Annotated in this window: 21 protein-coding genes; 16 read left to right on the top strand and 5 right to left on the bottom strand. The window is 64.0% G+C overall.

Translation table 11 applies throughout. The features are described from left to right. Positions 1–166: 166 nt before the first annotated feature. The 5 genes from rsmA to lexA all read right to left on the bottom strand — a co-directional run bounded on the left by rsmA (position 167) and on the right by lexA (position 3,226). Positions 167–994, bottom strand: coding sequence for a 16S rRNA (adenine(1518)-N(6)/adenine(1519)-N(6))-dimethyltransferase RsmA (gene rsmA, locus NTV05_10105; protein ID MCX6544749.1), 828 nt, complete (start codon positions 992–994; stop codon positions 167–169). Further along, on the bottom strand, positions 994–1,404 hold the full coding sequence (locus tag NTV05_10110; GenBank protein MCX6544750.1) for a metallopeptidase family protein: 411 nt from the start codon (positions 1,402–1,404) through the stop codon (positions 994–996). The genes rsmA and NTV05_10110 overlap by 1 nt, the downstream gene beginning before the upstream one ends. Next, positions 1,401–2,132: an endonuclease III gene (nth, locus tag NTV05_10115; GenBank protein ID MCX6544751.1), complete on the bottom strand. Its 732-nt coding sequence runs from the start codon at positions 2,130–2,132 to the stop codon at positions 1,401–1,403. The genes NTV05_10110 and nth overlap by 4 nt, the downstream gene beginning before the upstream one ends. A gap of 127 nt (positions 2,133–2,259) precedes the next feature. Continuing rightward, positions 2,260–2,577 carry a DUF3467 domain-containing protein gene (locus NTV05_10120; protein MCX6544752.1) on the bottom strand — a complete coding sequence of 106 codons (318 nt, stop codon included), beginning with the start codon at positions 2,575–2,577 and terminating at the stop codon, positions 2,260–2,262. A 40-nt stretch (positions 2,578–2,617) separates the two neighbouring features. Continuing rightward, entirely contained in the window at positions 2,618–3,226 is a 609-nt protein-coding gene (gene lexA, locus NTV05_10125; GenBank protein ID MCX6544753.1) for a transcriptional repressor LexA, read from the bottom strand. 184 nt (positions 3,227–3,410) lie between these two features. Between lexA and NTV05_10130 the strand changes: the two genes are divergently transcribed. The 16 genes from NTV05_10130 (at position 3,411) to NTV05_10205 (ending at position 22,789) form a co-directional block, all read left to right on the top strand. Then, positions 3,411–3,998: an RNA polymerase sigma factor gene (locus NTV05_10130; protein ID MCX6544754.1), complete on the top strand. Its 588-nt coding sequence runs from the start codon at positions 3,411–3,413 to the stop codon at positions 3,996–3,998. Positions 3,999–4,003: 5 nt separating this feature from the next. After that, on the top strand, positions 4,004–4,609 hold the full coding sequence (locus tag NTV05_10135; protein MCX6544755.1) for a hypothetical protein: 606 nt from the start codon (positions 4,004–4,006) through the stop codon (positions 4,607–4,609). A 32-nt stretch (positions 4,610–4,641) separates the two neighbouring features. Continuing rightward, the gene (locus tag NTV05_10140; GenBank protein ID MCX6544756.1) at positions 4,642–5,259 is read left to right on the top strand and encodes a hypothetical protein; all 618 of its coding nucleotides are present in this window, start codon (positions 4,642–4,644) and stop codon (positions 5,257–5,259) included. A gap of 57 nt (positions 5,260–5,316) precedes the next feature. Then, a complete protein-coding gene (locus NTV05_10145; GenBank protein ID MCX6544757.1) occupies positions 5,317–5,958 on the top strand; it encodes a hypothetical protein in 642 nt (213 codons plus the stop codon). Beyond that, positions 5,955–8,039: an ATP-dependent DNA helicase RecG gene (gene recG / locus NTV05_10150; GenBank protein MCX6544758.1), complete on the top strand. Its 2,085-nt coding sequence runs from the start codon at positions 5,955–5,957 to the stop codon at positions 8,037–8,039. Before NTV05_10145 ends, recG begins: the two co-directional genes overlap by 4 nt. Positions 8,040–8,061: 22 nt before the next feature. Continuing rightward, a complete protein-coding gene (rsmD, locus tag NTV05_10155; GenBank protein ID MCX6544759.1) occupies positions 8,062–8,634 on the top strand; it encodes a 16S rRNA (guanine(966)-N(2))-methyltransferase RsmD in 573 nt (190 codons plus the stop codon). Then, positions 8,631–9,134, top strand: coding sequence for a pantetheine-phosphate adenylyltransferase (coaD, locus tag NTV05_10160; GenBank protein ID MCX6544760.1), 504 nt, complete (start codon positions 8,631–8,633; stop codon positions 9,132–9,134). The genes rsmD and coaD overlap by 4 nt, the downstream gene beginning before the upstream one ends. A gap of 67 nt (positions 9,135–9,201) precedes the next feature. Continuing rightward, on the top strand, positions 9,202–10,419 hold the full coding sequence (locus NTV05_10165) for a pyridoxal phosphate-dependent aminotransferase (GenBank protein MCX6544761.1): 1,218 nt from the start codon (positions 9,202–9,204) through the stop codon (positions 10,417–10,419). Next, positions 10,416–12,056, top strand: coding sequence for a phosphoenolpyruvate carboxykinase (ATP) (pckA, locus tag NTV05_10170; protein ID MCX6544762.1), 1,641 nt, complete (start codon positions 10,416–10,418; stop codon positions 12,054–12,056). The genes NTV05_10165 and pckA overlap by 4 nt, the downstream gene beginning before the upstream one ends. Then, positions 12,053–12,427 (top strand): CoA-binding protein, encoded by a 375-nt coding sequence (locus tag NTV05_10175; GenBank protein ID MCX6544763.1) that lies wholly within the window; start codon positions 12,053–12,055, stop codon positions 12,425–12,427. The genes pckA and NTV05_10175 overlap by 4 nt, the downstream gene beginning before the upstream one ends. A 352-nt stretch (positions 12,428–12,779) precedes the next feature. After that, positions 12,780–14,033: a transcription termination factor Rho gene (gene rho, locus NTV05_10180; GenBank protein ID MCX6544764.1), complete on the top strand. Its 1,254-nt coding sequence runs from the start codon at positions 12,780–12,782 to the stop codon at positions 14,031–14,033. 146 nt (positions 14,034–14,179) lie between these two features. Further along, the gene (locus NTV05_10185; protein MCX6544765.1) at positions 14,180–16,243 is read left to right on the top strand and encodes a sulfatase-like hydrolase/transferase; all 2,064 of its coding nucleotides are present in this window, start codon (positions 14,180–14,182) and stop codon (positions 16,241–16,243) included. Between the two features lie 154 nt (positions 16,244–16,397). Continuing rightward, entirely contained in the window at positions 16,398–18,419 is a 2,022-nt protein-coding gene (locus NTV05_10190) for a HAMP domain-containing sensor histidine kinase (protein MCX6544766.1), read from the top strand. Then, positions 18,416–19,099 carry a response regulator transcription factor gene (locus NTV05_10195; protein MCX6544767.1) on the top strand — a complete coding sequence of 228 codons (684 nt, stop codon included), beginning with the start codon at positions 18,416–18,418 and terminating at the stop codon, positions 19,097–19,099. The genes NTV05_10190 and NTV05_10195 overlap by 4 nt, the downstream gene beginning before the upstream one ends. A gap of 167 nt (positions 19,100–19,266) precedes the next feature. Continuing rightward, complete coding sequence (locus tag NTV05_10200) at positions 19,267–21,339, top strand: hypothetical protein (protein ID MCX6544768.1); 2,073 nt, start codon at positions 19,267–19,269, stop codon at positions 21,337–21,339. A 52-nt stretch (positions 21,340–21,391) separates the two neighbouring features. After that, positions 21,392–22,789, top strand: coding sequence for a hypothetical protein (locus NTV05_10205; protein ID MCX6544769.1), 1,398 nt, complete (start codon positions 21,392–21,394; stop codon positions 22,787–22,789). Positions 22,790–22,858: the final 69 nt, after the last annotated feature.

Genomic DNA, 22,858 nt, shown 5'->3' on the forward strand with positions numbered 1-22,858 from the left:
CCGATCGATACCAGGATGCGCCCGCCCGTTCTCTCGGGGAACGAGGCCAACACATCACCTCACCGGGCGCGGGACGCCCGCTGACGGTATCGGCTCGATCGGACCTCTCAGGGCCGCTGGGATAGCCTTGAAGGCAGGCAGGATCCAGCCAATTGCGACAGGCGAACTATAACACAGAAGATCGCGGCAACGGCGCGAGCGCGTCCACAAGCGCAGCCAGGTCCACCAGATGCAACGTCTCAGGGCGTCGGGAGGCGTCGATACCTGCCGACACGAGGACGGCCTTCGGATCGACTGCCATGGAAGCCGCCAGCGGGCGGAGAGCGTTTGCGAGGGTCTTTCGCCTCTGGGCGAAAATCGATCGAACCAGAGCCTCGAACAGCCGCCTCGAATCTGCCGACAGCGGCACACTGGGTGCTCTGAAGCGGAGACGGACGACCGCCGATCGCACCTTGGGAACCGGCCTGAAGGCACCCGGCGGCAACGTCAGTACCGTGTCCACGTCGGCATCGAGCTGGACCATGATTGACAGGACACCGGTCTCGCGTGAACCTGGCGCCGCGGAAACACGGTCGGCCACTTCGCGCTGAAGCATCAAGGATGCGTCAATCAGCCGTCCGGTCTCGCGATGCAGGTCCAGGAGACGGAACAGGATCGGCGACGACACGTTGTAGGGCAGATTCCCGATGACGCGAACCGGCTGATCCGGCCCCAGGCCGGAGAAGAGGGCCTCTCGCCCCAGCGTGAGCACGTCGCCCGACACGACCGTGACATTGCGGGCGACGCGCGGTCGCAGCCAGGCCACCAGATCGCGATCGAGCTCGATCGCGGTGACACTCGCCACCCGCTCGGCCAACGGCCGCGTGAGGGCGCCGCGGCCCGGCCCAATCTCGATGACGTGATCGCCGGGCAGGAGTCCCGCGGCGGCCAGCACTTTGTCGATCCAGGCCGGCTCAAGAAAATGCTGTCCAAAGCGGCGCCGAGCCATTGGCATCAGGATTCCTCCGGCTCGCAGCCCTCAGCGTCGCCTCGCCAGTAGCGCTGCTCGATGTCCTCGAGTTCCTCCTCGGTCATGCCGAAGTAGTGGCCGACTTCGTGAATCAGCGTCTCCCCAATCGTCGCGACGATCTCGTCCTCCGATTCGCAGGCGTCCTCGATCGGCCCCTGGTAGAGCACAATCCGGTCCGGAAGCACATTGCCGTGATCCCAGCGACGTTCGGTCAGCGGCGTGCCCTGGTACAGCCCGAACAACGTGTCCGGAGGCTCGATCTCCATGTCGTCGAGCAGGTCGTCGTCGGGCTCCGCTTCGACGATGAGCGCGAGGTTCTGAATCTGCTGTCGGAAACGCCTGGGAATCGTCCTCGCCGCTTCGGCCACGAGCTTCTCGAAGCGTGCCCGGGTCATCGTTTGGAGGAGCGCCGGCGGATGGCGGCGGGACGCCGTGTGCGGGCGCTGGACGGGGCAGCGGGGAGCGAGTGCACGATCGGCGCGCGAGCGGGCCGTCGAGTCGACCGGCGGAACGCGCAAAGCGCGTTGACCGCACAGCGTTCGCATTGCGGGGCGGGCTTGCAGATCCGCCTGCCGTGGAGAGTCAGGGTATCGGCCGCCCGTGTCCACCATCCGGGAGGCAATGCACCGGTCAGCTGCTGTTCGACTCGCTCAGGATCGTCAGAAGACGCGATGCCGATGCGGTTGCCGACGCGCAGGACGTGCCGATCGACCGCCAGACCCGGAATACCCATCGCATGACCCAGCACGACGTTGGCCGTCTTCCGTCCGACGCCAGGCAGTTTGACCAGCGCGTCCATCGTGCGGGGGACATCACCCCCATGCCGCTCCACCAGCACCTGTGACATCCCGATGATGGCGCGCGTCTTCTGCCGAAAGAACCCCGTCGACTTGACCAGCCGCTCCACGTCTTCCTGGGCGGCGGCGCCGAGCGCGGCCGCGTCCGGATACCGGGCGAACAGCTCGGGAGTGATCCGGTTCACGCCGACATCGGTGGACTGTGCCGAAAGGATGGCCGCCACGAGCAACTGGAAGGCGTTTCCGTACAGCAACTCGGTGTCGGCCCCGGGATGCTGCCGTGACAGCGTCTCGATGACGCTCTGAATGTGTTCAGCAGTCTTCACGTGCGGGCCGTCTCCGCGTGTTGCGTGTTATGCCGAAGGTTCGGGCACGGCATGCCGTGCCCCTACGACCGATTCGTCCGTACTGTCCCGTAGGGGCGCAACATGTTGCGCCCGACCGGCGAAGCTCCTAATGCACCGGCCCCTTGGACCAGCCGACGTTGGCGTACGACTCGTTGAACGAGCGCAATTGTTCTTGAAGTGCCGCGATCAGGCTGGGCATCAGTTGAACGGGGACGGCGACCTTGACGCGCACTGGCGCGCGGACGACGTGGTCGGCCTCGGCGTGCCGGAGGTCCTGTTCCGACAGCGGCAGCACCTCACAGAACGTCAGCGTGAAGTCGAACGGCGTGTGGGAGACCGCGCAGAAGTTCGAGTACGTGCGTTCCTGATTCGCCGAGTCGGCCGGAACGATCGTAAAGTTGACCTGATGCGCTTCATCAGCCATAACGGCACTCCAGATGGGATGAGGGTGGCCGGCAGATCAGTCAGTACTTCCGCATGACGCCGACCACGACGCCCTGAATCTGCACCTGCTCGGGTGTCACCAGTAACGGCTGCATCGCCGGGTTCGCCGGCTGGAGCCTGATGTGCCCGTCCTCGCGGTAAAACTTCTTCAGCGTGACGTCCGATCCGCCGAGCAGTGCAATCACCATCTCACCGTTCTCGGCCGTCTTGCGGTCCTCGACGATGACAAAATCGCCGTCGCGAATCTGCTCGTCAATCATCGAGTCGCCGCGGACCTTCAGCACGAAGGTGTCGCGTTTGCCCACCAGATCTTCCGGCACCGCGATCGACTCGGCCGTGGCGACGGCCTCGATGGGCACACCGGCCGCGACAAACCCGAGCAAAGGCAATTCGATGGCCCGGCCGCCGCCGCGTGTCGGCACCAGTTCGACCGACCGGCTGCGATTCCAGGCCCGGCGAATGAAGCCCTTCTCCTGGAGATTCGTCAGATGTTTGTGCACCGTCGCCAGCGAAGACAACCCGAAGCGCCGGCCGATCTCTTCGAGACTCGGCGCGTAGCCGTGCTGCTGAATGAATTCGCCGAGGTAATCGAGGATTTCCCTCTGGCGTCGTGTGAGTGGAAAGGCCACGGACCGCCCTCCTGAGTCGATCGAGGCATGATGCCTGCGCGGGCCGTTGGGCCCGACGGGTGAGCGACGTCGATTACTCTATGCAAAGGAAAGGCGAAAGTCAAACTGCATGCTACGATGTGGGTCGCCGATGTCACTTTCCATGCACACTCGGGGTCTATTGAGACGAGCGGAGAAAATGGCGGTGAGCGATTCGACTGTCGGTGCCGACGCTCATCTGCCGCTCAACGAGTGGGAGGACGGGGCGCTGGTGCGGGCGTGCTTCGAGGGCCGGACCGAGGCGTTTGATGTGATCGTGGAGCGGCACAGCCGCGCGGTGTACCGGCTGTGTTACCGTTTTGTGGGCCGGCACGAGGACGCGACCGACCTCTCACAGGATGTGTTCCTGCGTGCCTTTCGAGGTCTTCGGCGGTTTCGCGGGGATTCGTCGCTGGCCACCTGGCTGCACCGCATCAGCGTGAATGTGTGCCTCAACAAGGTTTCGGTTCGGACGCCGGTCCTGACGCCGCTTGATCAAACCGCTCCCGTGCAGGCCCGGGGGGAGGATGCCATTGGCGGTGTGTTGCGGGAGGAACGGGCGAGACAGGTGAGGGCGGCCGTCGCCCGTCTGCCGCGAAAGCAGCGGGCCACGCTCATTCTGCGCGTCTATCAGGACCTGTCGCACAAACAGATCGCCGAGGTGCTGCAGACGTCCGAGGGTGCGGTGAAGGCCAACTTCTTCCACGCTCTCGGGAGTCTCAAGAAAGCCCTGATGAAGCGGAATCTCGGGTGACTCGTATGAGGCATTTCACACCAGAAGACGTTATCGACGTGCTGGAGGGCGGCGCAGGGGAGTTCCTGGTTCGTCATGCCGAGCGGTGTGACGCGTGCCGCGCCCTCGTGGAGGACGCGAGGCAAGCGAGATCGCTGGCGGCGACCGACGAGATCCTGGAGCCGTCACCGCTCTTCTGGACGCAGTTGTCCGCTCGCGTTGCCGAGACGGTACGGCGCGCGCCCGCGCCCCAGCCCGGGCGATGGTGGGCGGATCTTTCCTGGTCATGGAGCGTCGTTCCAGTCGGCTCAGTCGTTGTGCTGCTTCTGCTGGTCGCTGTGACGCAGTGGCAGAACAGCCGGCAGCCTCCGACGCGGGTGGCCAGACCGGAGGCCGTGCAGCCGGTCGGTCAAGCTGAGCTGTGGCCCGCGCCTTCGGTGGAGGATGAACCGTGGGCGTTGGTTTCCGAAGCCATGGCAGACCTGACAGCCGGAGAGATGTCGGCCGTCGACCTGCCCGCGACGATCGGTTCGGCCGATCGGGCACTTGAATCGCTTTCCGAGGACGAGCAGGCCGAACTGGCGCGACTGCTGAAGGCCGAGATCGACGATTCCGGCCCGTCGTCAGAGTGATCGTGATGTTCGACAGGTGGAGCACTCAGCATATGACCGGTCACATTTCATCGTCCCACACGCGTTTGTTTCCGCTGATGGCAGCCATGGTCGTCGCGTGCGTGAGCGTGGCGGGTATCGCCACCGCGCAGACACGGCCGCCTGCCCCCCGAGGGGGGGCACCGGCGGGCCGCGGCGACCAGTCCGGTCCGGTAGAAGTGCAGCGACTCTTCGATGCGTACAGCGTGATTCGCGCCCAGGACGCCCTGAAGTTGACTGACGATCAGTTCGCCCAGTTTCTGCCCAAGCTGACCGCGCTGCAGGAGACGCGCCGGCGCAACGACCGGATGCACAATCAGATTGTCGCGGAGTTGGGGCGCCTCACCGGACCCGACGTGCAGGTCGACGAGGCGCAGGTTCGCGAGAAGCTCAAGGCGCTTCAGGACCTGAGCGTGCGCGCAGCTGCTGAACTGCGGAAGGCGTACGACACGATCGATCAGGCGCTCGACGTCAAGCAGCAGGCGCGGTTCCGCGTGTTCGAACTGCAGATGGAGCGGCGCAAGCTCGAATTGATGCTGCAGGCGAGACGGGCGGATGCGGCCCGGCGAGGAGCGCCCGCGGCGCCGGTCAAGAAGCTCGATCCCCCTCCACCTTCGGCGTCTTCGAAATAGATGCGCGTTCCGTGACCGTGCTAGACTCGAACCGAGTACGGTCACCGGGCCTCGCGCATGACACATCCGCTTCGACAACGGGCTGCCTCGCTGTTTGTCATCGGCCTGCTGGTACTGGCGCCGATCGAGGTCGCCGCCGGTCAGCGCCTGCCGGCGCCGCTGTCGGCCGCCGACGCTGACCGCTTCGACAAGAAGCTGGTCGAGATCACCAACTACGGCGTGAGGACTTCCTCGGGGCGGTTCCGGCCGGCCGCGGCGCGGCGGACGGTGGTGACCGAAGCCGAGACGAACGCCTACATCCGATTGAAGATTGCATCGACGTTGCCTGCCGGCATGGTCGATCCATACGTCACCGCGCTGGGCGGAGGCCGCGTATCGGCCACGGCGACGCTCGATCTCGATGCCGTCCGGAGGAGCGAGGCACGGGGAGGCCTGGAACTGTCACAGCTGCTGACCGGCCGACTGCCTGTCAGCGTGACGGGCGTGCTCAGGACCCGAGCCGGGATCGCCACATTCGACATGGAATCGGCGTCCATCGCGGGCATTCCCATTCCAAAGGGGTTGCTGCAACAACTCGTGAGTTACTACACGCGCTCGGCCGAACATCCTGGCGGCGTGGGCCTTGACGCGCAGTTCGTCCTGCCAGTCGGCATCCGGGAGATTGACGTTCAGACGCATCAGGCGGTCATCGTGCAGTGACGCTCGACGACCCGCTGCAATCGCTGACGGGGATCGGCCCGCGCCGGGCGGCAGATCTCGAACGCACCGGCCTCCGGTCGGTCGGCGATCTGCTCAGCCGCTTCCCACTCCGGTATGAAGATCGGTCGACGTTCCGCGACATCGCGACGCTCGGCGAGGGCGAGGTCGTCACGGTGTGCGGTACGGTCGTCTCGTGCGGGCTGCATCTGACGCGCCGGCCAGGTTTCAAGATCTTCAGCGCCGTCGTCCGGGACGGCAGCGGTACCCTTCGGGTTTCGTGGCTGAATCAGCCCTACATGGCCGACGTCATCCACCGAGGCGCCTTGATTGTGCTCTTCGGCGAAATCTCACGACGTAACCCCGGCGGGCTGCAGTTGACCAGTCCAGAGTACGAGCTGGTCGACCAGGACGATGCCGACACGATTCATACGGGGCGCGTCGTGCCGGTGTACGAGAAGGCCGGCTCGGTCACCGGACGAATCCAGCGTCGCATTGTGTACGACGCACTCCGGCAATTGCCGGCTGATCTGCCTGATCTCACGCCGCCGTGGATCTTCAATTCGATAGCACTGGCCGACTGGCGGACAGCGCTGGTGGAGTCGCACTTTCCGGCTCCAGGCACGGACCTGGCCACGCTGAATGCGTTCAGGACGCCCGCGCAATTGCGGCTCATCTTCGACGAGTTCCTGCATTTTCAGCTCGGGTTGCTGTTGAGACGGCAGGCCGCTGACTCGGAACGGAAACCGGCGTCCGTCGTGGTGAACGACCGGATCCGCGATTCCGTCAGAGCCCGGCTGCCGTTCGTGCTGACCGACGGACAGCGGTCCGCACTCAAAGAGATTGTCGCCGATATGACCCGGCCCCACGCCATGCACCGGATGCTCCAGGGCGATGTCGGGGCTGGCAAGACCATCGTTGCGCTGCTGGCCGCTGTGGTGGCGATCGAGAACGGGTTGCAGGTGGCGCTGATGGCGCCCACCGAGATCCTGGCGGAGCAGCACTACCTCACCGTGAAACGGCTCCTCGATCGCTCGCCCTACTGTATTGCGTTGCTGACTGGATCGACGCCGGCCGCGGATCGGCGACGGGTCCTGAGCGAGATCGAATCCGGCATGGCGCAACTGGTGGTCGGGACGCACGCGCTGGTACAGCAGAGGGTGGCGTTCTCCCGGCTCGGTCTGGTGGTGATTGACGAACAGCATCGGTTTGGCGTCATGCAGAGGAGTGTGCTCCGCGAGAAGGGATGGCGGCCGGATGTGCTGGTGATGACGGCCACGCCGATTCCAAGGACGCTGGCGCTGACGACGTACGGCGATCTCGACGTGTCGATCATCCGCGATCTGCCGCCCGGCAGGACGCCGATCAAGACCACGGCGAAGCCCCAGTCGAGGCGCGACGATGTTTACGCGTTTGTCCGCGGCGAGCTCGAGCGCGGGCGTCAGGCGTACATCGTGTATCCGCTCATCGAGGAGTCGTCGAAGGTGGATGTGCGGGCCGCGACCGAGGGGGCTGAGACGCTGGCGGCCGAGGTGTTCCCGGCGTACCGCGTGGAATTGCTCCACGGGCGGCTCAAACCCGAGGAGAAGGATCGCATCATGGGGGCGTTCGCCGCCGGCCGCGTGCACGTGCTGGTGTCGACGACCGTGATCGAGGTCGGCATCGACGTGCCAAACGCGTCCGTCATGGTGATCGAGCACGCGGAGCGGTTCGGACTGGCCCAGTTGCATCAGTTGCGGGGACGCGTCGGCAGGGGAGGCCATCAGTCGTTCTGCGTGCTGTTGTACCAGGCGCCGCTTGGCGTGGCCGGGCGCGGGCGCCTCAAGACGCTGGTCGAGACGGCAGACGGGTTCGTGATTGCCGAACGGGATCTGGCGCTTCGGGGTCCGGGCGACTTCTTTGGAACGCGGCAATCTGGCGCGCCGACGTTGCGTTCGGGTGACCTGCTGCGCGACCATGACGTGATGGAGCAGGCGCGGACGCTCGCGGGAGTGGCACTGTCCCGACGCGATGAGACGGAGGCGTTGATCGCCGAGGTGCGGCGGACCTGGAGCGCGCGATTCGGGTTGGCGTCGGTGGGGTAGGAATGGTGCGGTGGAGTGGCGAATGCGCGTGATCGGTGGGCGGTACAGGCGACGTCAGCTGAAGGCACCGGCGTGGGAAGGCCTTCGCCCGACCTCGGATCGCCTCAAGCAGACGCTGTTCGATGTGCTGACGGCGCGCATTCCTGGCGCGCGCGTGCTGGACGGGTTCGCCGGATCCGGCGCGCTTGGCCTGGAGGCCCTCAGCCGGGGAGCCGCCGAGGTGGTGTTTGTCGATCACGATGCGAGAGCGATCGCACTGGTTGCGGCCAATCTGGCGCACTGCGGTGTCGCGAGCGGCTATGTTATGATTCGCGACGATTTCCAGCGCGGGGTCCGGCAGATGCCCGCAGGCCAGCGTTTCGATCTGATTCTGCTGGATCCTCCGTACGAGACTGATGTGGCCGGCGTGCTGGAGACGGCCGCCGGGCGGCTCACGGTGGATGGGAGGCTGGTGCTTGAGCACGCCAGTCGACGGCCGGCGCCGGACCGGGTGGGCGAACTGACGTGCCTCCGTCGGCTGGTTGCCGGAGACAGTGCTCTGGCGTTCTACGGACAGATGCCGGCCGAATCGGCGGACACAAGGGAGGGTTCATGAGCACGTCCCACGACCGCGTGGCGGTGTTTCCGGGGTCGTTCGATCCGCTCACCAACGGGCATGTCGACATCATCCTGCGGGGAGCCCGGCTGTTCGACAGCATCGTTGTGGCCATCCTCTGCAATGCGGAGAAGGACCCGCTCTTCACTCCGGAGGAACGCGTCGACACGGTGCGGGAGGTGTTCCGCGAATATCCGAACGTGGATGTGGAATCGTTCGAGGGACTGCTGGTGGATTACGCGCACCGGCGAAAGGCCTCGGTCATCGTGCGGGGCCTGCGGGCGGTGTCGGACTTCGAATTCGAGTTGCAGATGGCGCTGATGAACCGTCGGCTTGGACCCGAGATGGAAACGGTGTTCATGATGCCGGCCGAGCAGTACACGTACGTGAGTTCCCGCCTGATCAAAGAAGTGTTCGCCCTCGGCGGCCCGATTGCCGGTCTCGTGCCCGATGTGGTGGAACTCCGCCTGCGCGAAAAACAGGCGCAGAAGAGGTTATAGTTGGATAGATATCCCCCCGGGCCGATGCGCCCGTTCCCTCCAGACTCGCACCCGACAGGAGAGACCCATGGCTGTCAGTGAGCTTGCCAGTACGATTATCGAGTCGCCGACGCTGCGGCTCAACGAGGAGGCCCGGCTGCTGCGGGAACGCGGCGAGCCGGTCATCCACCTCGGCATCGGGGAGCCGAAGAACAAGACACCCATCGCGGCGATTCTCGCGTCAGCGGCCAAGCTCAGCCAGGGCGACGTGAAGTACTGCCCGACCGACGGAACGCCTTCTCTCAAGAAGGCCATCATCCGCTATACGGAGGAGCACTACGACAAAGTCGTGGCTCCCGAAAACGTCATCGTGTCGGCGGGCGCCAAGCAGTGCATCTTCAACCTGCTGTATTGCATCCTGAACCCGCAGGACGAAGTGGTGATCCTCGCGCCGTACTGGGTCAGTTATCCCGAGATGGTCAAGATGTGCTACGGCGTGCCGGTGATCGTCACGCCCGAGGACGGGACCTTCCATCCGCGAATGGCCGACATCGAGCGCGCCGTCGGATCCAATACGAAGGCCATCATCATCAACAGCCCGAACAACCCGAGCGGGATCGTGTATCGGGAAGAGTTCATCGCCCAGATCATCGACTTCTGCGAACGCAAGAAGATCTACGTGATCATGGACGACATCTACCACAAACTGGTGTTTGACGGGAAACGGGCGCCATCGGCGTACCAGTTTACGACGCGCGATCTCGAGGATTCGCGTGTCCTCGTGGTCAACGGCATCGCGAAACTGTACGGGATGACGGGGTTTCGGATCGGGTGGTGCGTGGCGCCGCGGCCGCTGGTCACGGTGATGACCAACGTGCAGGCGCAGACCACCTCGTGCGGGTCGCCGGTGATGCAGGCGGGCGCCGAAGGCGCGTTGATCGGCCTGCAGAGCATTGTCGAAGGGCTCCGGCTGCAGATCCAGAACAACCGCGACGTGGCGATGCGGGAACTGTCCTCGTTCAACGGCGTGAAGACCTGCGCGCCGGACGGCACGTTCTACTGCCTGCCCGACTTCCGCGCGTACAGCGGCAACTCTGTCGAACTGTCGAGATTCCTTTTGAAGAAGGCGCTGGTCGTGACGGTTCCCGGCCGCGACTTCGGCATGGAAGGCCACTTGCGGCTCAGCTTCGCCGGGACGGTCAAGGACATCACCGAGGGGATCGCCCGCATCAAGTGGGCGCTGGATCCGACGTCGCCCAACGACATCTACATCGGCGACAAGAAGCTCATCAGGGACTGGCTATGATCAACTTGCTCGATATCAGGACGCCGGCGCAGTCGCAGGCTGCGGCGTTGAAGAGTGACTACGGGCTGGACAACCACGGCTTGTCCAACCTCGGCGGCGTGTACTGGAACCTGCCGACCGAGGCGCTCTACGAGGAGATCGTCTTCCGGAAGGAGGGCACGATTACGCGGGACGGCGCGGTCGTGATGAATACCGGCAAGCACACGGCGCGCTCGGCGAACGACAAGTTCGTGGTCCGCGAACCGTCGACCGAGGAGCACATCTGGTGGGGACAGTACAATCGGCCCTTCTCGCCCGACAAGTTCGATGAGTTGTTCGCGCGCATGCAGGGATTCCTGCAGGGGCGGGACGTGTTCGTCCAGGATTGCTACGTCGGGGCCGATCCGGACTACCGCATGCCTGTTCGCATCGTCACCGAGCACGCCTGGCACAGCCTGTTCGCGCGGAACATGTTCGTGCCGCTGCGCACCAACGAGGAGTATCGGCGGCACGTGCCTGACTTCACGGTGATCTGCTGCCCGAATTTCAAGGGCATTCAGCAGATCGACGGCACCGCGTCCCACACGTTCATCGCGCTGCACTTCGCAGAACGGCTCTGCATCATCGGCAACACGGCGTACGCCGGAGAGATCAAAAAGTCGATCTTCACGGTGATGAACTACCTGATGCCGCTGCAGGGCGTGTTCCCGATGCACTCGTCGGCCAACGTCGGGAAAGACGGCGACGCCGCCGTCTTCTTCGGGCTGTCAGGCACGGGGAAGACGACGCTGTCGGCCGACCCGACCCGCGGCCTGATCGGAGACGACGAACACGGGTGGAGCGACAACGGCGTGTTCAATTTCGAGGGCGGCTGCTACGCCAAGGTCATCCAGTTGTCGGCCTCGGCGGAACCGCAGATTCACGCGACCACCCACCGGTTCGGCACGATCCTCGAAAACGTCGTATTCGACCCGGTGACGCGGATGATCGATCTCGACGATCCCGCGATCACCGAGAATACGCGCGCGTCGTACCCGCTCGAATTCATCGAGAACGCCCTGCCGGACAAACGGTCGGGTCACCCGAAGAACGTGATCTTCCTGACCTGCGATGCGTCGGGCGTCATGCCGCCGATCGCAAAGCTGTCAGTGGACCAGGCCCGGTACCAGTTCATCTCCGGCTACACGTCGAAGATTGCGGGCACCGAGGTCGGACTGGGCAAGGAACCCGAGATCACGTTCAGCACGTGTTTTGGCGCGCCGTTCATGGTGCACCCGCCGGATTTCTACGCCCGGCTCCTGAAGGAGAAAGTGCTGCGCTACGGTGTCAGCTGCTGGCTGGTCAACACCGGCTGGGTGGGCGGACCGTACGGCGTTGGCAAACGCATCAGCATCCGGTACACGCGGGCGATGCTCAACGCGGCGCTCAATGGCAAACTGCTCAACGTCGAGTACACGATCGACCCGGTGTTCGGATTCCACGTGCCGAAGACGTGTCCGGACGTCCCGGACCGCGTCCTCGATCCGGCCCTTTCGTGGCCGAGCCGGGAAATGTACGACCAGCGCTACCGCCAGCTGGCGGCCCGCTTTATCGACAACTTCAAGAAGTTCGTGACGGCCGAGTCGAAAGAACTCGAGAAGGCAGGGCCGAAGGTGTGACGCCCAGAACGGTTGCCATCATCGGTGCGTCGGCGGACCGGGCCAAGTTCTCGAACAAGGCCGTCCGCGCATTCGTCAGGCAGGGCTACACGGTCATCCCGATCCATCCTCGGGAGACCGAAATCGAGGGGTTGAAGACGTACACGTCCGTCCTCGACGTGCCGGGCCCGATCGATATGGCGAGCCTCTATCTGCCGCCGTCGATCGGCGAGCGCGTGCTGGAGGACATTGCGAGGAAGGGCATTGTCGAACTCTGGGTCAACCCTGGCGCTGACAGTCCGGAACTGGTGGCCAGGGCCCGCAGCCTCGGGCTCAAGCCCATCCTGGCCTGCAGCATCGTCGGGATAGGAGAATCGCCCTCGTCATACTGAAGCGGTGGCAACTGGCCCAGTGGCCGCCGGCGCGACATGGGTGCGCGATACGCTCGAGCGATACGCTCGGTTGACACCGCCCGATCGGCTGCCCTATAGTGGAACTGCCGAGCCACCCCCAGTCATTTCTGGCAGCGGGGGCCTTCCATCCCGCATTCGTCGATTGTTCCGTTTGTAACTAGCCGTCCCGAGCGTTCTGAGCACACCCATGGCAAACAATCCCAAGCGCCAAGCTTCGACTCCGCGCGCGTCCAATGACCAAGTTCCTGTCGAGCCGCCGGTCGCCGAAGCCGAACCCGAAGCCGCGAAGCCTGCGGCCGCAAACGGCGGCCAGAAGCGCCCGGGCGAGGGGCTGAACATCTCCGAGCTGAAGGACATGAGTATCCAGAAGCTCACGCAGATTGCCAAGGATCTGAACGTGGCTGGTGCGACCGGCATGCGCAAGCAGGAACTGATCTTCCAGATTCTGAAGGCGCAGACCGAACAGAGCGGCTTCATCTTCTCCGAAGGCGTCCTCGAAGTGCTGCCGGACGGTTTTGGATTCCTGCGCGCGCCGGACTACAACTACCTGCCCGGGCCGGACGACATCTACGTGTCGCCGTCGCAGATTCGGAAGTTCGACCTGCAGACCGGCGACACCGTGTCCGGGCAGATCCGGCCTCCGAAGGAAGGCGAGCGGTACTTCGCCCTCATCAAGGTGGAGGCGGTCAATTTCGAACCGCCGGATCAGGCCCGCGAGAAGCTGTTCTTCGAGAACCTGACGCCGCTTTATCCGCAGGAGGCACTGCGGCTCGAGACGACGGCCGAGAATCTCTCGGCGCGCGTGATGGACCTGATGATTCCGATCGGCAAGGGCCAGCGCGGCCTGATCGTCGCGCCGCCTCGAACCGGCAAGACGATGTTGTTGCAGGCAATCGCGCAGTCGGTCGCGACCAATCATCCTGAGGTCTACCTCATCGTGCTGCTGATCGACGAGCGGCCGGAAGAGGTCACCGACATGCAGCGGTCGGTGCAGGGCGAAGTCATTTCGTCGACGTTCGACGAGCCGGCGCAGCGGCACGTGCAGGTGGCCGAGATGGTGATCGAAAAGGCCAAGCGGCTGGTCGAACACAAGAAGGACGTGCTCATTCTGCTTGATTCGGTGACGCGCCTGGCGCGCGCCTACAACACGGTGATCCCGCCCTCGGGCAAGGTGCTGTCGGGCGGTCTGGATTCGAACGCGCTGCAGAAGCCCAAGCGGTTCTTCGGCGCGGCCCGGAATATCGAAGAGGGCGGATCGCTCACGATTATCGCCACCGCACTCATCGATACGGGCTCGCGGATGGATGATGTGATCTTCGAGGAGTTCAAGGGCACGGGCAATATGGAAATCCACCTGGATCGGAAGCTGGTGGACAAGCGCGTGTTTCCGGCCATCGACATCCAGAAGAGCGGCACGCGTAAGGAGGAGTTGCTCATCCCGCGCGACGATCTGAACCGGATCTGGGTGTTGCGCAAGGTGCTCACTCCGCTCTCGCCGACCGAAGCGATGGAGCTGCTGCTCGACAAGATGGGGAAGACCAAGTCGAATGCCGAGTTCCTGTCGTCGATGCAGCGCATGGGGTAGGGCAGCGGCAGGGAAGTCGTCGGTTGCTTCCCGCTCACGTTTCGCAGCCTGCGCGCTCGGCCACCAGGCGCTTGTCGCCCGTGTGCGAGAGCCTGAAGCCGCGTTCGCTCGCATCATCGAAAGCGCCTGCGGTACACTGCGGTCCAATGGATGGAATCCCGGTGACCAGTCCCGCGTCCGGTCCGCGTTGTCAGCGCGTCCGGTTCGCCTGCGTCGCGCTGGTTGGCATCGTACTCCTCACCTCGTGTTCGCGCGGACAGACGCCGGCGCCCGCGTCAATCGCACGACCATCCGTTCTTCTCGTGACATTGGATACGACCCGCGCTGATGCCATCGGTCCCGAGGCGGTCGGGATAACGACCCCCGCGTTCAATGCCGTGGCCGCTCGGGGCAAGCGATTTCGCCAGGCCTACGCGACCGTCCCTGAAACGCTGCCGTCCCACGTTTCGATGATGACGGGGCTGTATCCGGCCGGACACTCCATTCACGAAAACGGGCGCACGGTTCCGCCAAACCAACCCGTGCTGGCCGAGCAGCTCCGGACGGCAGGGTACCGCACGGCGGCGTTCGTGTCGTCGTTCATTCTCTCCCGGCGTTTTGGGTTGGCCCGGGGTTTCGATCTCTACGACGATGACCTGCCGGCAGGGAGTGAAGAGCGGGCCGCGTCTGCGACCACCGACGCGGCCCTCGCGCTGGTGAACAGGGGAGGCACGCGGCCGCTGTTCCTCTGGGTGCACTACTTCGACCCGCACTACCCGTACACGCCGCCCGAACCGTTCCGCACGCGGTTCGCGGCCAACCCCTACCTGGGTGAAGTGGCCTCGATGGATGCGCAGTTGGGGCGATTGATTCAGGCGTTCGAGCGAGGGGCGCCGGGGCCGGTCGCGATCGTCATCGTCGGCGACCACGGAGAAGGACTCGGTGACCACGGCGAGCAGTTACACGGCAACCTGGTCTACCAGTCGACGATGCATGTCCCACTCGTGGTAATGGGGCCAGGCGTGGCCACCGGCACGGTCGACGTGTCCGTGAGCGCGCGGCGGGTGTATCACACGATCCTGGACTGGGCGGGCCTCGATGCCACCGGGAGCCTGCGCCGCCCTGCCGCCGAAATCGTGCTTGGTGAGGCGATGAAGCCGTATCTCGAATACGGATGGCAGCCACAGACGATGGCTGTGGAAGGGCGGCAGAAGTCCATCCTGGCCGGGCGGATGGAAGTCTACGACGTGGTCGACGATCCGAAAGAAGCCCGGGATCTGGCGTCGACGGCCACCCAGTCCGCGCAGTTGCAGGTGGCGATCCGGGATTATCCCGTGCCCTCGCCCGATGCGGCGAAACCCGCCGACACACTCGGAGAGGACGTGCGACGGTCGCTCGCGAGTCTTGGATACGTGAGCGCGACGGCCGCACCGATTGTGCGAAAGGGTGCGCCGCGCCCAGTCGACATGACGCGGATGTTCGACCTGTTGGACAAGGCGTCCGGGCTGTTCGTCAACGGCGAATACGCGCGCGTCATTCCGTTGCTGGAGAAGATTCTGGGGGAGGACCCCTATAACCTGGATGGCTGCCTCCGTCTCGCGGTCGCACACTCCTCGCTCGGTCACCAGGCGCGCGCTGAAGAGATGTTCCGCCGCGCGGCGGAGATGGCGCCTCGCTCGCCTGATGTGCGTCTGTACCTGGCCTTGCACTATGCGCGCAGCCCGGAATGGGCGCGTGCCGAGCCGCTCCTCGAGCAGATTGTCGCAGCGACGCCCGATCGCCTGCCGGCGCTCGAGGCGCTCGCGGTGATCCGGGAGCGGCAGGGACGCCTCGGGGACGCCATTGAGCTCCGACAGAAGATCTACACGATGCGCAAGCCGTCCGGCTCCGAACTTGCCCAACTGGGCCAGTTGGCGATGGGCGCGGGACAGACGGCTGTCGCCATCGAGGCGTTTGAGAAAGCGCGGGCCGAGCAGGGGAGTCGCTTCGCGCACGATCTTGAACTGGGCGTACTCTATCTCGCGGCCCGCCGCTACGAGGACGCGCGCGGGGCTCTCGATCGCGTGCCCGCTTCACATCCGGAGTACCCGATGGCGCTGTTCAAGCGGGCCCAGGTCAGCGTGCTCCTGAACGAACAAGACAAAGCCGCCCGAATCGAACGAGCCCGCCGCCACGCCGACCAGACCACCCGCCCCCTCATCGCCCGCGAGCGGCTGTTCCAGGGTAGATAGCCTGATCACACTCCCGGAGTGATTGACGGGTGTATTGGCAGCGACACAACTGCCACGACACCACTGGCGCGACTTGCCAATCGGACTCGATTCGGTCCATCCTCTCCCGTCGTCGCCGGCTCCCGTCGGGCGACATATGCGGGAACATCGGCCGATGCTGAGAATCTTGCGAGGCGCGTCGAGTCAAACACGCGCGCTGGTCACGTTCGTGGCGGCGGTGCTGTTGCCAGCGATCGCCCTGGCGATTGCCGGTCTCCACACCATCGGCCAGGAACGGACGGGTGCCGAAGCACAAATCGCTCGAATGCTCGATGACGCAACGCGGAGAGCCGCTGGCGAGTTGCGTCAGGAACTCGACTGGTGGCAGCAGGGAATCAATGACTGGCCTGTCGGCCCTATCGATCTCAAGTCGGTTTCACCACGCCTTCGCGAAGCACTGACAACGCCGGGTGCTGCTGTTGTCGTCACGTTCACCCCGCAAACGCTGACGGTCGAGCCCCCTGTTCAAGTGCTGCATTTGCTTTCGGCCGGCCGTGAAGTCGCCGACCCACCGCTCTCCGTGTTGCGGGCCGATGCAGTCAGCCGCGAACTGAGCGGGACGTCGCGTCGCGACCCCTACCGGAAATTGCTGGAAGTGGACCATGGCACGGCCGCACGCCCTTGGCTACTGCAGCGAGAGGCTCAACTGGCGGAGGCGACGGGCCGCGAGACAGACGCCAGCCGGGCGTATCGAGAACTGAGTCGGCTGACCGGCGGCCTCATGGGTTCGTTGCCAGCGGACCTGGTTGGCCGCTGGGGACTCTGCTCGATGCTCCAGCGGTCAGGCCCGCCGGACGAGGCTTCGAACGCGACCTTGCGCCTCTACGGCGATCTGGTTGCTGGCACGTGGATGATTGAACGGACCAGATATTCCTTCTACTCCGCGCGGGCCAGGGAATGGCTCGCGCAAGCGCCTGCCGCAAGGCGGGAGGAGGTGTCGCGCCTGGCGACGATCGAGAAGAACAAGCAGGCGTTGACCGACGCCGTCGAGCAGTTGGTGAAGGATGTGCGTGCCGGGGGCGGGAGCACACCTGGTCGCCCGTCGGTGTCCGAAGGCGCCATCTTCGTCTTCTGGCGCGCCCGCGCGGCGGAACAGCCGGTCCAGGCGCTCGCCGTCTCGTCTTCGTACGTCTCTTCGTCGATTCTGCCGCACGCGTTCTCGTCGGCTGGACTGACTGAAATCGGGCTGTCTCTCGCGACGCAAGACGGGAAGCAGGTGTTTCCGGCGGCTGATGTTGCACCACGGCTTATCGGCGAAGCGGGGAGGGTCGACGTGCTGGTGCAGGGCAGTTCGTGGCGTCTAGAAGCCCGGCCCCGCAACATCGACGTCATGCGCCACAATCTCCAGCGGAGTCAGCGGCTGTACATCGCCATGCTTCTTCTGATGGTGTTGTCGATCGGGTTCGGTGTCGTCACCAGCGTCCGTACGCTCCAAGAACAGTTCGAGGTCGCTCGTCTCAAGTCGGACTTCGCGTCTGCCGTGTCACATCAGTTCCGGTCCCCACTGACCGGCATCCGCCAGTTGACCGAAATGCTCGGCGCTGGGCGCGTGCCGACTGAAGGGCGGAAGGCCGAATACTACGGGATGATTCTCGAAGAGGTGGACCGCCTGTCGGCCATGGTCGAGAACGTCCTTGGGTTCGCGCGAATCAAAGAGGGACAGGGTACGCGTCCCTTTGAGGAGGTCGACACGACGTCCTGGCTGTGCGATATGGTCGACCGGCTCCGCCGCTCGCCGGCGATGGCCGGGGCGTCGATAGTCTCGTCGATTCCGGACGGCCTTCCCCGGGTTGAAATCGACCGCGACGCGCTCGAGCGCGCAATTGGCAACCTGATTGACAACGCGATCAAGTACTCCCCGGAAACGAGGACGGCATGGATCGACGCTGAAAGTGATGGCAAGCAGATCTCAATCCACGTCCGCGACAAGGGCATCGGGATCGAGGAGGCCGACCGACCCCATCTGTTCGAACGATTCTATCGAGGGCGCGCCAAGGCCGTGCAGGCTGTCGCCGGAACGGGCCTCGGCTTGAGCCTCGTGCACGAAGTCGTCTCGGCGCATGGGGGACAGCTGTCTGTACATAGCTGCCCCGGCCAGGGAAGCACGTTCACTATTTGCATCGGGAGAGTCGCATGACCCGGATCTTGGTCGTGGAGGACGAGCGGGTGATTGCCGCCGGTCTTCGTGACAACCTCGAACTCGAGGGCTACGAAGTGGAGGTGGTCGGGGACGGCCTGGTGGCAGAATCTCGAGCGCGCAGTGGCACGTTCGACCTCATCCTGCTCGACCTGATGTTGCCCGGTAAGAACGGTCTCGCGGTCTGCCGGTCGCTTCACGAGTCGGGGTTGCGAACGCCCACGATCATTCTCACAGCGAAGGGGCAGGAGTCTGACAAGGTGACAGGGCTGGAGTTGGGGGCCGATGACTACATCACGAAGCCATTCGGCCAGCGGGAGCTGTTGGCGCGCATCAAGGCGTTGCTCCGTCGATCGGTGGAAGGGATCGGCGCCGCCGCCGATCCCTACGAGTCGGACGGCTTCCGAATCGATTTCCGCCGCTTCGAAGGCACGATTGACGGGAGTTCGCTCGGGCTGACCGCCATCGAGTTCAAACTGTTGTCAGCGCTCGTGCACCGCCGCGGCGAAGTGGTGACGCTCCAGCAGATGGTCGATGCGGTCTGGGGGAAGGACTATGCGCTCTCCGAACGCGTAATCTACACCCACGTGAACAACCTTCGAGCGAAGATTGGTCACCGCCGCGATGGCGGTGAGCGAATCAGCACTGTGCGCGGCTTTGGCTATCGGTTCGACGGGTAGTCTCAAGACACATTGCCGTTGGGCGACGCCGCTTGCGGTTGTTACGACTCGGCCGCGGGCGGAATCGTCGTCTGATGCCGAACAAGGTGCGATTGGTAACAGTCTTGACAGTCGCGCGGACGAGATTGCGATAGTCTATGCCCCGTCGACCCAGGAGGGTCGCTCTCATGCGTTCCGCGGTGTGCTCAGGACTGCTCCTCGTGTGCTTTTCCACCGTTCTCGGGGGCACCCCCCGGCAGGGGGCGTCCGCCGACACGCTGATGGGGGCAGCGCAGCATCTGCAGGACGTCGAGGGAAACTACGTCGAGGCCATCAAGGGGTATCAGAAGGTCCTTGCCACACCCGGCGTCAGCCGCGCGATGGCCGCCAGGGCACAACTGATGGTCGGCATCTGCCACGAGAGACTTGGAAGAACTGAGGCACGCGCCGCCTACGAAGTTGTCCTGAGCCGGTATTCGGATCAGAAAGATGTCGCCGCCGAAGCCCTCAAACGTCTCCGAGCGCTGCTGGAGGGTTTCCCGCGCCCGATCGCCGGTCCTACGCTCAAGCAGGTGCCTCTGACGGTGAAAGCGGACATGGCTGGACCGCCGTCTCCAGATGGCCGCTTTGTCGCGTTGCGCGACGCTCGATCCGGGGACGTCGTCATTCAGGATCTGCGAAACGGCCAGTTCCGTCGGATCACGAAGGCCGATCCGACAACACTCGAGATGAACGACACTGGGATCCTCTATTCACCAGACGGCGGCCGCGTTGCTTACGTCTGGAGAAACCGCGACGCGTCGTTGTACGAACTGCACGTGTTCGAATTGAGGTCCTCCTCCGACAAGGTCGTGTTTACTCGCGAGCGGCTGAACATCTTGTGCTGGGCGCCCGATGGAGATTCGATTGTCCTTCTTGACTACACGGTCGGAGCGATATCGAGCCTCTCGCTGAAGGACGGTTCCCTGAAGGTGCTCAATCGGTCTGAACGTAAGGAGATCATCGGTCGCGTTGCCCTGTCGCCCGACGGACGGTTTCTGGCGTATGACTTTCAGGCGGCTCAATCGACAGGTTCCAACATCGTCGTCGTGCCCGTCGGTGCGCCGGGTGAGGCCGTGGTGGCGACCGGAGAGGGGGCGAAGACCGTGTGTGGCTGGTCGCCGGACGGCAAGGCCCTGTATTTCACCAGCGACCAGAGCGGTACGACTGATCTGTTTCGCGCAGGGATCGCGACCGGACAGTTGGCGGGTGGCCCGGTGCTTGTGCAGCGAGACCTTGGCAAGATGACGCCGCTTGGGATTTCGCGGACCGGCACGTTCTTCTTCTCGCGCTACCGCCACCTGACCGATGTCTACCTGGCGGATCTGGATCTCGATTCCGGTCAACTCCGTTCGGGCCCCGTCCACGTCGATTCCTTGAACATCGGCCGATCCTTTGGTCCCGTGTGGTCCCCGGATGGCAGATTCCTGGCGTATCACTGCGGAATGGCCCTCGGCAGCGGCGGGCCAACCTTTGTAGACACGCTCTGCATCAAGGCGTTCGACGACGGGACGGTCCACAAGCTGAAGCTTGGCGCCTCCATCTACTCCGCGCTGCCGCTCACCTGGTGTTGCGAGGGCAAGGAACTTCGCGCCCGGGGCGTCAACGCGGACAAGAAGGCCGTGACATGGCGTTTCGATCCGGACACAGGACGCGTACTTGGCGAGGCAACCGCCAGCGGCGCGGTGATTCGATACCCCTATGATGCGAAGACCCGGTTCGCGCGCGTGGTCGTCCGGGATGCCGATGGAAAGGAAACGGAAATTTACAAGGGGCAGGAGGGCGAGCGGGCATACGTCTTCAGTACGACTTCCGACCGAACGTGGGTGGCCCTCCGGCTGGTTCCTGCGAGTGGCGGCACCGGGACGGCTCGACTCGTCATCGCGGCGAGAGACGGGAGTTCGGCCAGAGAACTTGCGCGCGTCGAGTCGCCGATAGTCTTCCTAAGCGTGACGTTCGCACCCGGCAACAAGTATCTATTTAGTGTTCTGAGCTCTGAGGATCCCGACGTGGATCTGGTGTGGAAAATTCCGCTCGATGGGTCGCCGCGCGAGCAAGTGGCATTCATGGCAGGCAAGATTCGGGACCTGGCGGTGCGTCCCGACGGCAGACAGGTGGCGTTTGCCCTGTCCCAGTCGTTTCTCCCGGAGGTGTGGACGCTTGAGAACCTGGCACCAGCGGTAACGGACCAGAAGACGCCAGTCCGGAAGCATGAGGAATGATCGCAACCGTTACTGAACCAGCCCCTATTCGATCTAACGAAAGGAGCCACTCGTGATTTCTTTGCATCGAGTAATCAAATTCGTACTGCTCATTCTCCTGATGATGGCCGGGACGGTCGTATTCGCCCAGAAGGGCGGCAAGCCGGCGCCGCCTCCTCCCCCCCCGGTGCCTCTGGTTCTCAGCGATGGCCTGAACATCGTCACGACGGAAATACAAAACCAACTCAGGGCTTGGGAAGTCGGCGCCTCCTCACTCGCTGGGCCGATTTGGACTCAGAGTGGGAGCAGCGCAGTATTGGATGTGGCACTCGCGGACGTCGACGGCGAAGGCGACAGCGAAGTGGTCATCCCCGGAGCGTGTGCCGACGCGGCTGGAACTCACTACGTGTTCCTGGTGGCTTACAAACAGAACCCAGCGGGAGAGACATATTCGGGCAAGTGCGATCCCATGCAATGGGCACAGGGCGACCTTGTTTCCCCAGAGCTCGTCGGACGGGATCTGGACGGAGACAATCGGGATGAGATGATCCTTCGGACGCAGAGCCACCTGTTTGTGTTCAGTCTTGTTGATGATTCCGCGGGGAAGAAGAAGTGGACGGTAGACGCGCAAGCGGCGCTGCAGGATGTAGGGGAGACAGAGCTCGGCACGCCGATGGATGCGCAGTTTACTGGGCGCAGCCTGGCGGTTGGAGACATCGACGGTGAAGGGAACAGCGAGATCATTACCACCGGAAACTATTGGGTCTATCCTGACGGCGGGCAGGGGGAATCCAGAACCTATCTGCTGGTGTTCAGCAAGGCGCTCGATCTTCAGGCGTGGGTGAAGTTCGAGGACCTGGCCATCCTCGGTCCGGTAAGTGGCAACGGCCTTCCAGATTTCTGCGTGGGGTACGACAAGTCCCTGCATCTGGCCGAGACCGATAGTGACGGAAAGGATGAGATCTGGCTGGCAGGATGGACGAACAAGCACCCGATCAGCGGCTACAGTCAGCGCGTCATGTCGTTTCTTGCATCAAGAAACCTCACAACCAAAGAACTGACGCTCACGCTAAATGCCAATTGGGACTTGGGATGGACCACAGTTCTCGGACCAAGGATCGCCGTAGGGAAGCTTGTGACCGTTGAAACCGATCAGATCGTGCTCTACAACCGCGTCTCGTACAACGATCTGGAGATCTGGAAACCGGAGACCGACGGATCGCGACCGTCTGGCGCGACGTGGAAGCGTACCTTTACCGATCGTAGCTCAATTAACCGGGCGTATGTCGTTGGAAACCGACTGATCCTCGGCGGCACTCTGCCGAGCACGAAGAGGATAAAGACGGGGATTTACTTCGAGGTGTGGGATTGGACCGAAGCGGGACCGGGTCAGACGGTGGTCTGGGAGGGCCCCCGTGACGGCAACCAGATTTGGCACTACACGGTAGGCTTCGGACAGAAGCAGCCGTAGATGAGGACGTCTGGTGCGCCGGCAAGGGCCACTCTCGCGGTGGCCCTTGTTGTGTACGCGCGGGGGTGA

The organism is Acidobacteriota bacterium (assembly GCA_026393755.1).
GTDB lineage: Bacteria > Acidobacteriota > Vicinamibacteria > Vicinamibacterales > JAKQTR01 > JBAXOX01.

Excerpts from the sequence above, each read along its gene's own strand:
- NTV05_10110 (MCX6544750.1), bottom strand. The coding sequence starts at position 1,404 with ATGACCCGGGCACGCTTCGAGAAGCTCGTGGCCGAAGCGGCGAGGACG.
- NTV05_10140 (MCX6544756.1), top strand. The coding sequence starts at position 4,642 with ATGACCGGTCACATTTCATCGTCCCACACGCGTTTGTTTCCGCTGATG.
- NTV05_10145 (MCX6544757.1), top strand. The coding sequence starts at position 5,317 with ATGACACATCCGCTTCGACAACGGGCTGCCTCGCTGTTTGTCATCGGC.
- NTV05_10120 (MCX6544752.1), bottom strand. The coding sequence starts at position 2,577 with ATGGCTGATGAAGCGCATCAGGTCAACTTTACGATCGTTCCGGCCGAC.
- pckA (MCX6544762.1), top strand. The coding sequence starts at position 10,416 with ATGATCAACTTGCTCGATATCAGGACGCCGGCGCAGTCGCAGGCTGCG.
- rsmA (MCX6544749.1), bottom strand. The coding sequence starts at position 994 with ATGCCAATGGCTCGGCGCCGCTTTGGACAGCATTTTCTTGAGCCGGCC.
- NTV05_10200 (MCX6544768.1), top strand. The coding sequence starts at position 19,267 with ATGCGTTCCGCGGTGTGCTCAGGACTGCTCCTCGTGTGCTTTTCCACC.
- rsmD (MCX6544759.1), top strand. The coding sequence starts at position 8,062 with ATGCGCGTGATCGGTGGGCGGTACAGGCGACGTCAGCTGAAGGCACCG.
- NTV05_10135 (MCX6544755.1), top strand. The coding sequence starts at position 4,004 with ATGAGGCATTTCACACCAGAAGACGTTATCGACGTGCTGGAGGGCGGC.
- NTV05_10165 (MCX6544761.1), top strand. The coding sequence starts at position 9,202 with ATGGCTGTCAGTGAGCTTGCCAGTACGATTATCGAGTCGCCGACGCTG.
- NTV05_10195 (MCX6544767.1), top strand. The coding sequence starts at position 18,416 with ATGACCCGGATCTTGGTCGTGGAGGACGAGCGGGTGATTGCCGCCGGT.
- NTV05_10185 (MCX6544765.1), top strand. The coding sequence starts at position 14,180 with ATGGATGGAATCCCGGTGACCAGTCCCGCGTCCGGTCCGCGTTGTCAG.
- NTV05_10190 (MCX6544766.1), top strand. The coding sequence starts at position 16,398 with ATGCTGAGAATCTTGCGAGGCGCGTCGAGTCAAACACGCGCGCTGGTC.
- coaD (MCX6544760.1), top strand. The coding sequence starts at position 8,631 with ATGAGCACGTCCCACGACCGCGTGGCGGTGTTTCCGGGGTCGTTCGAT.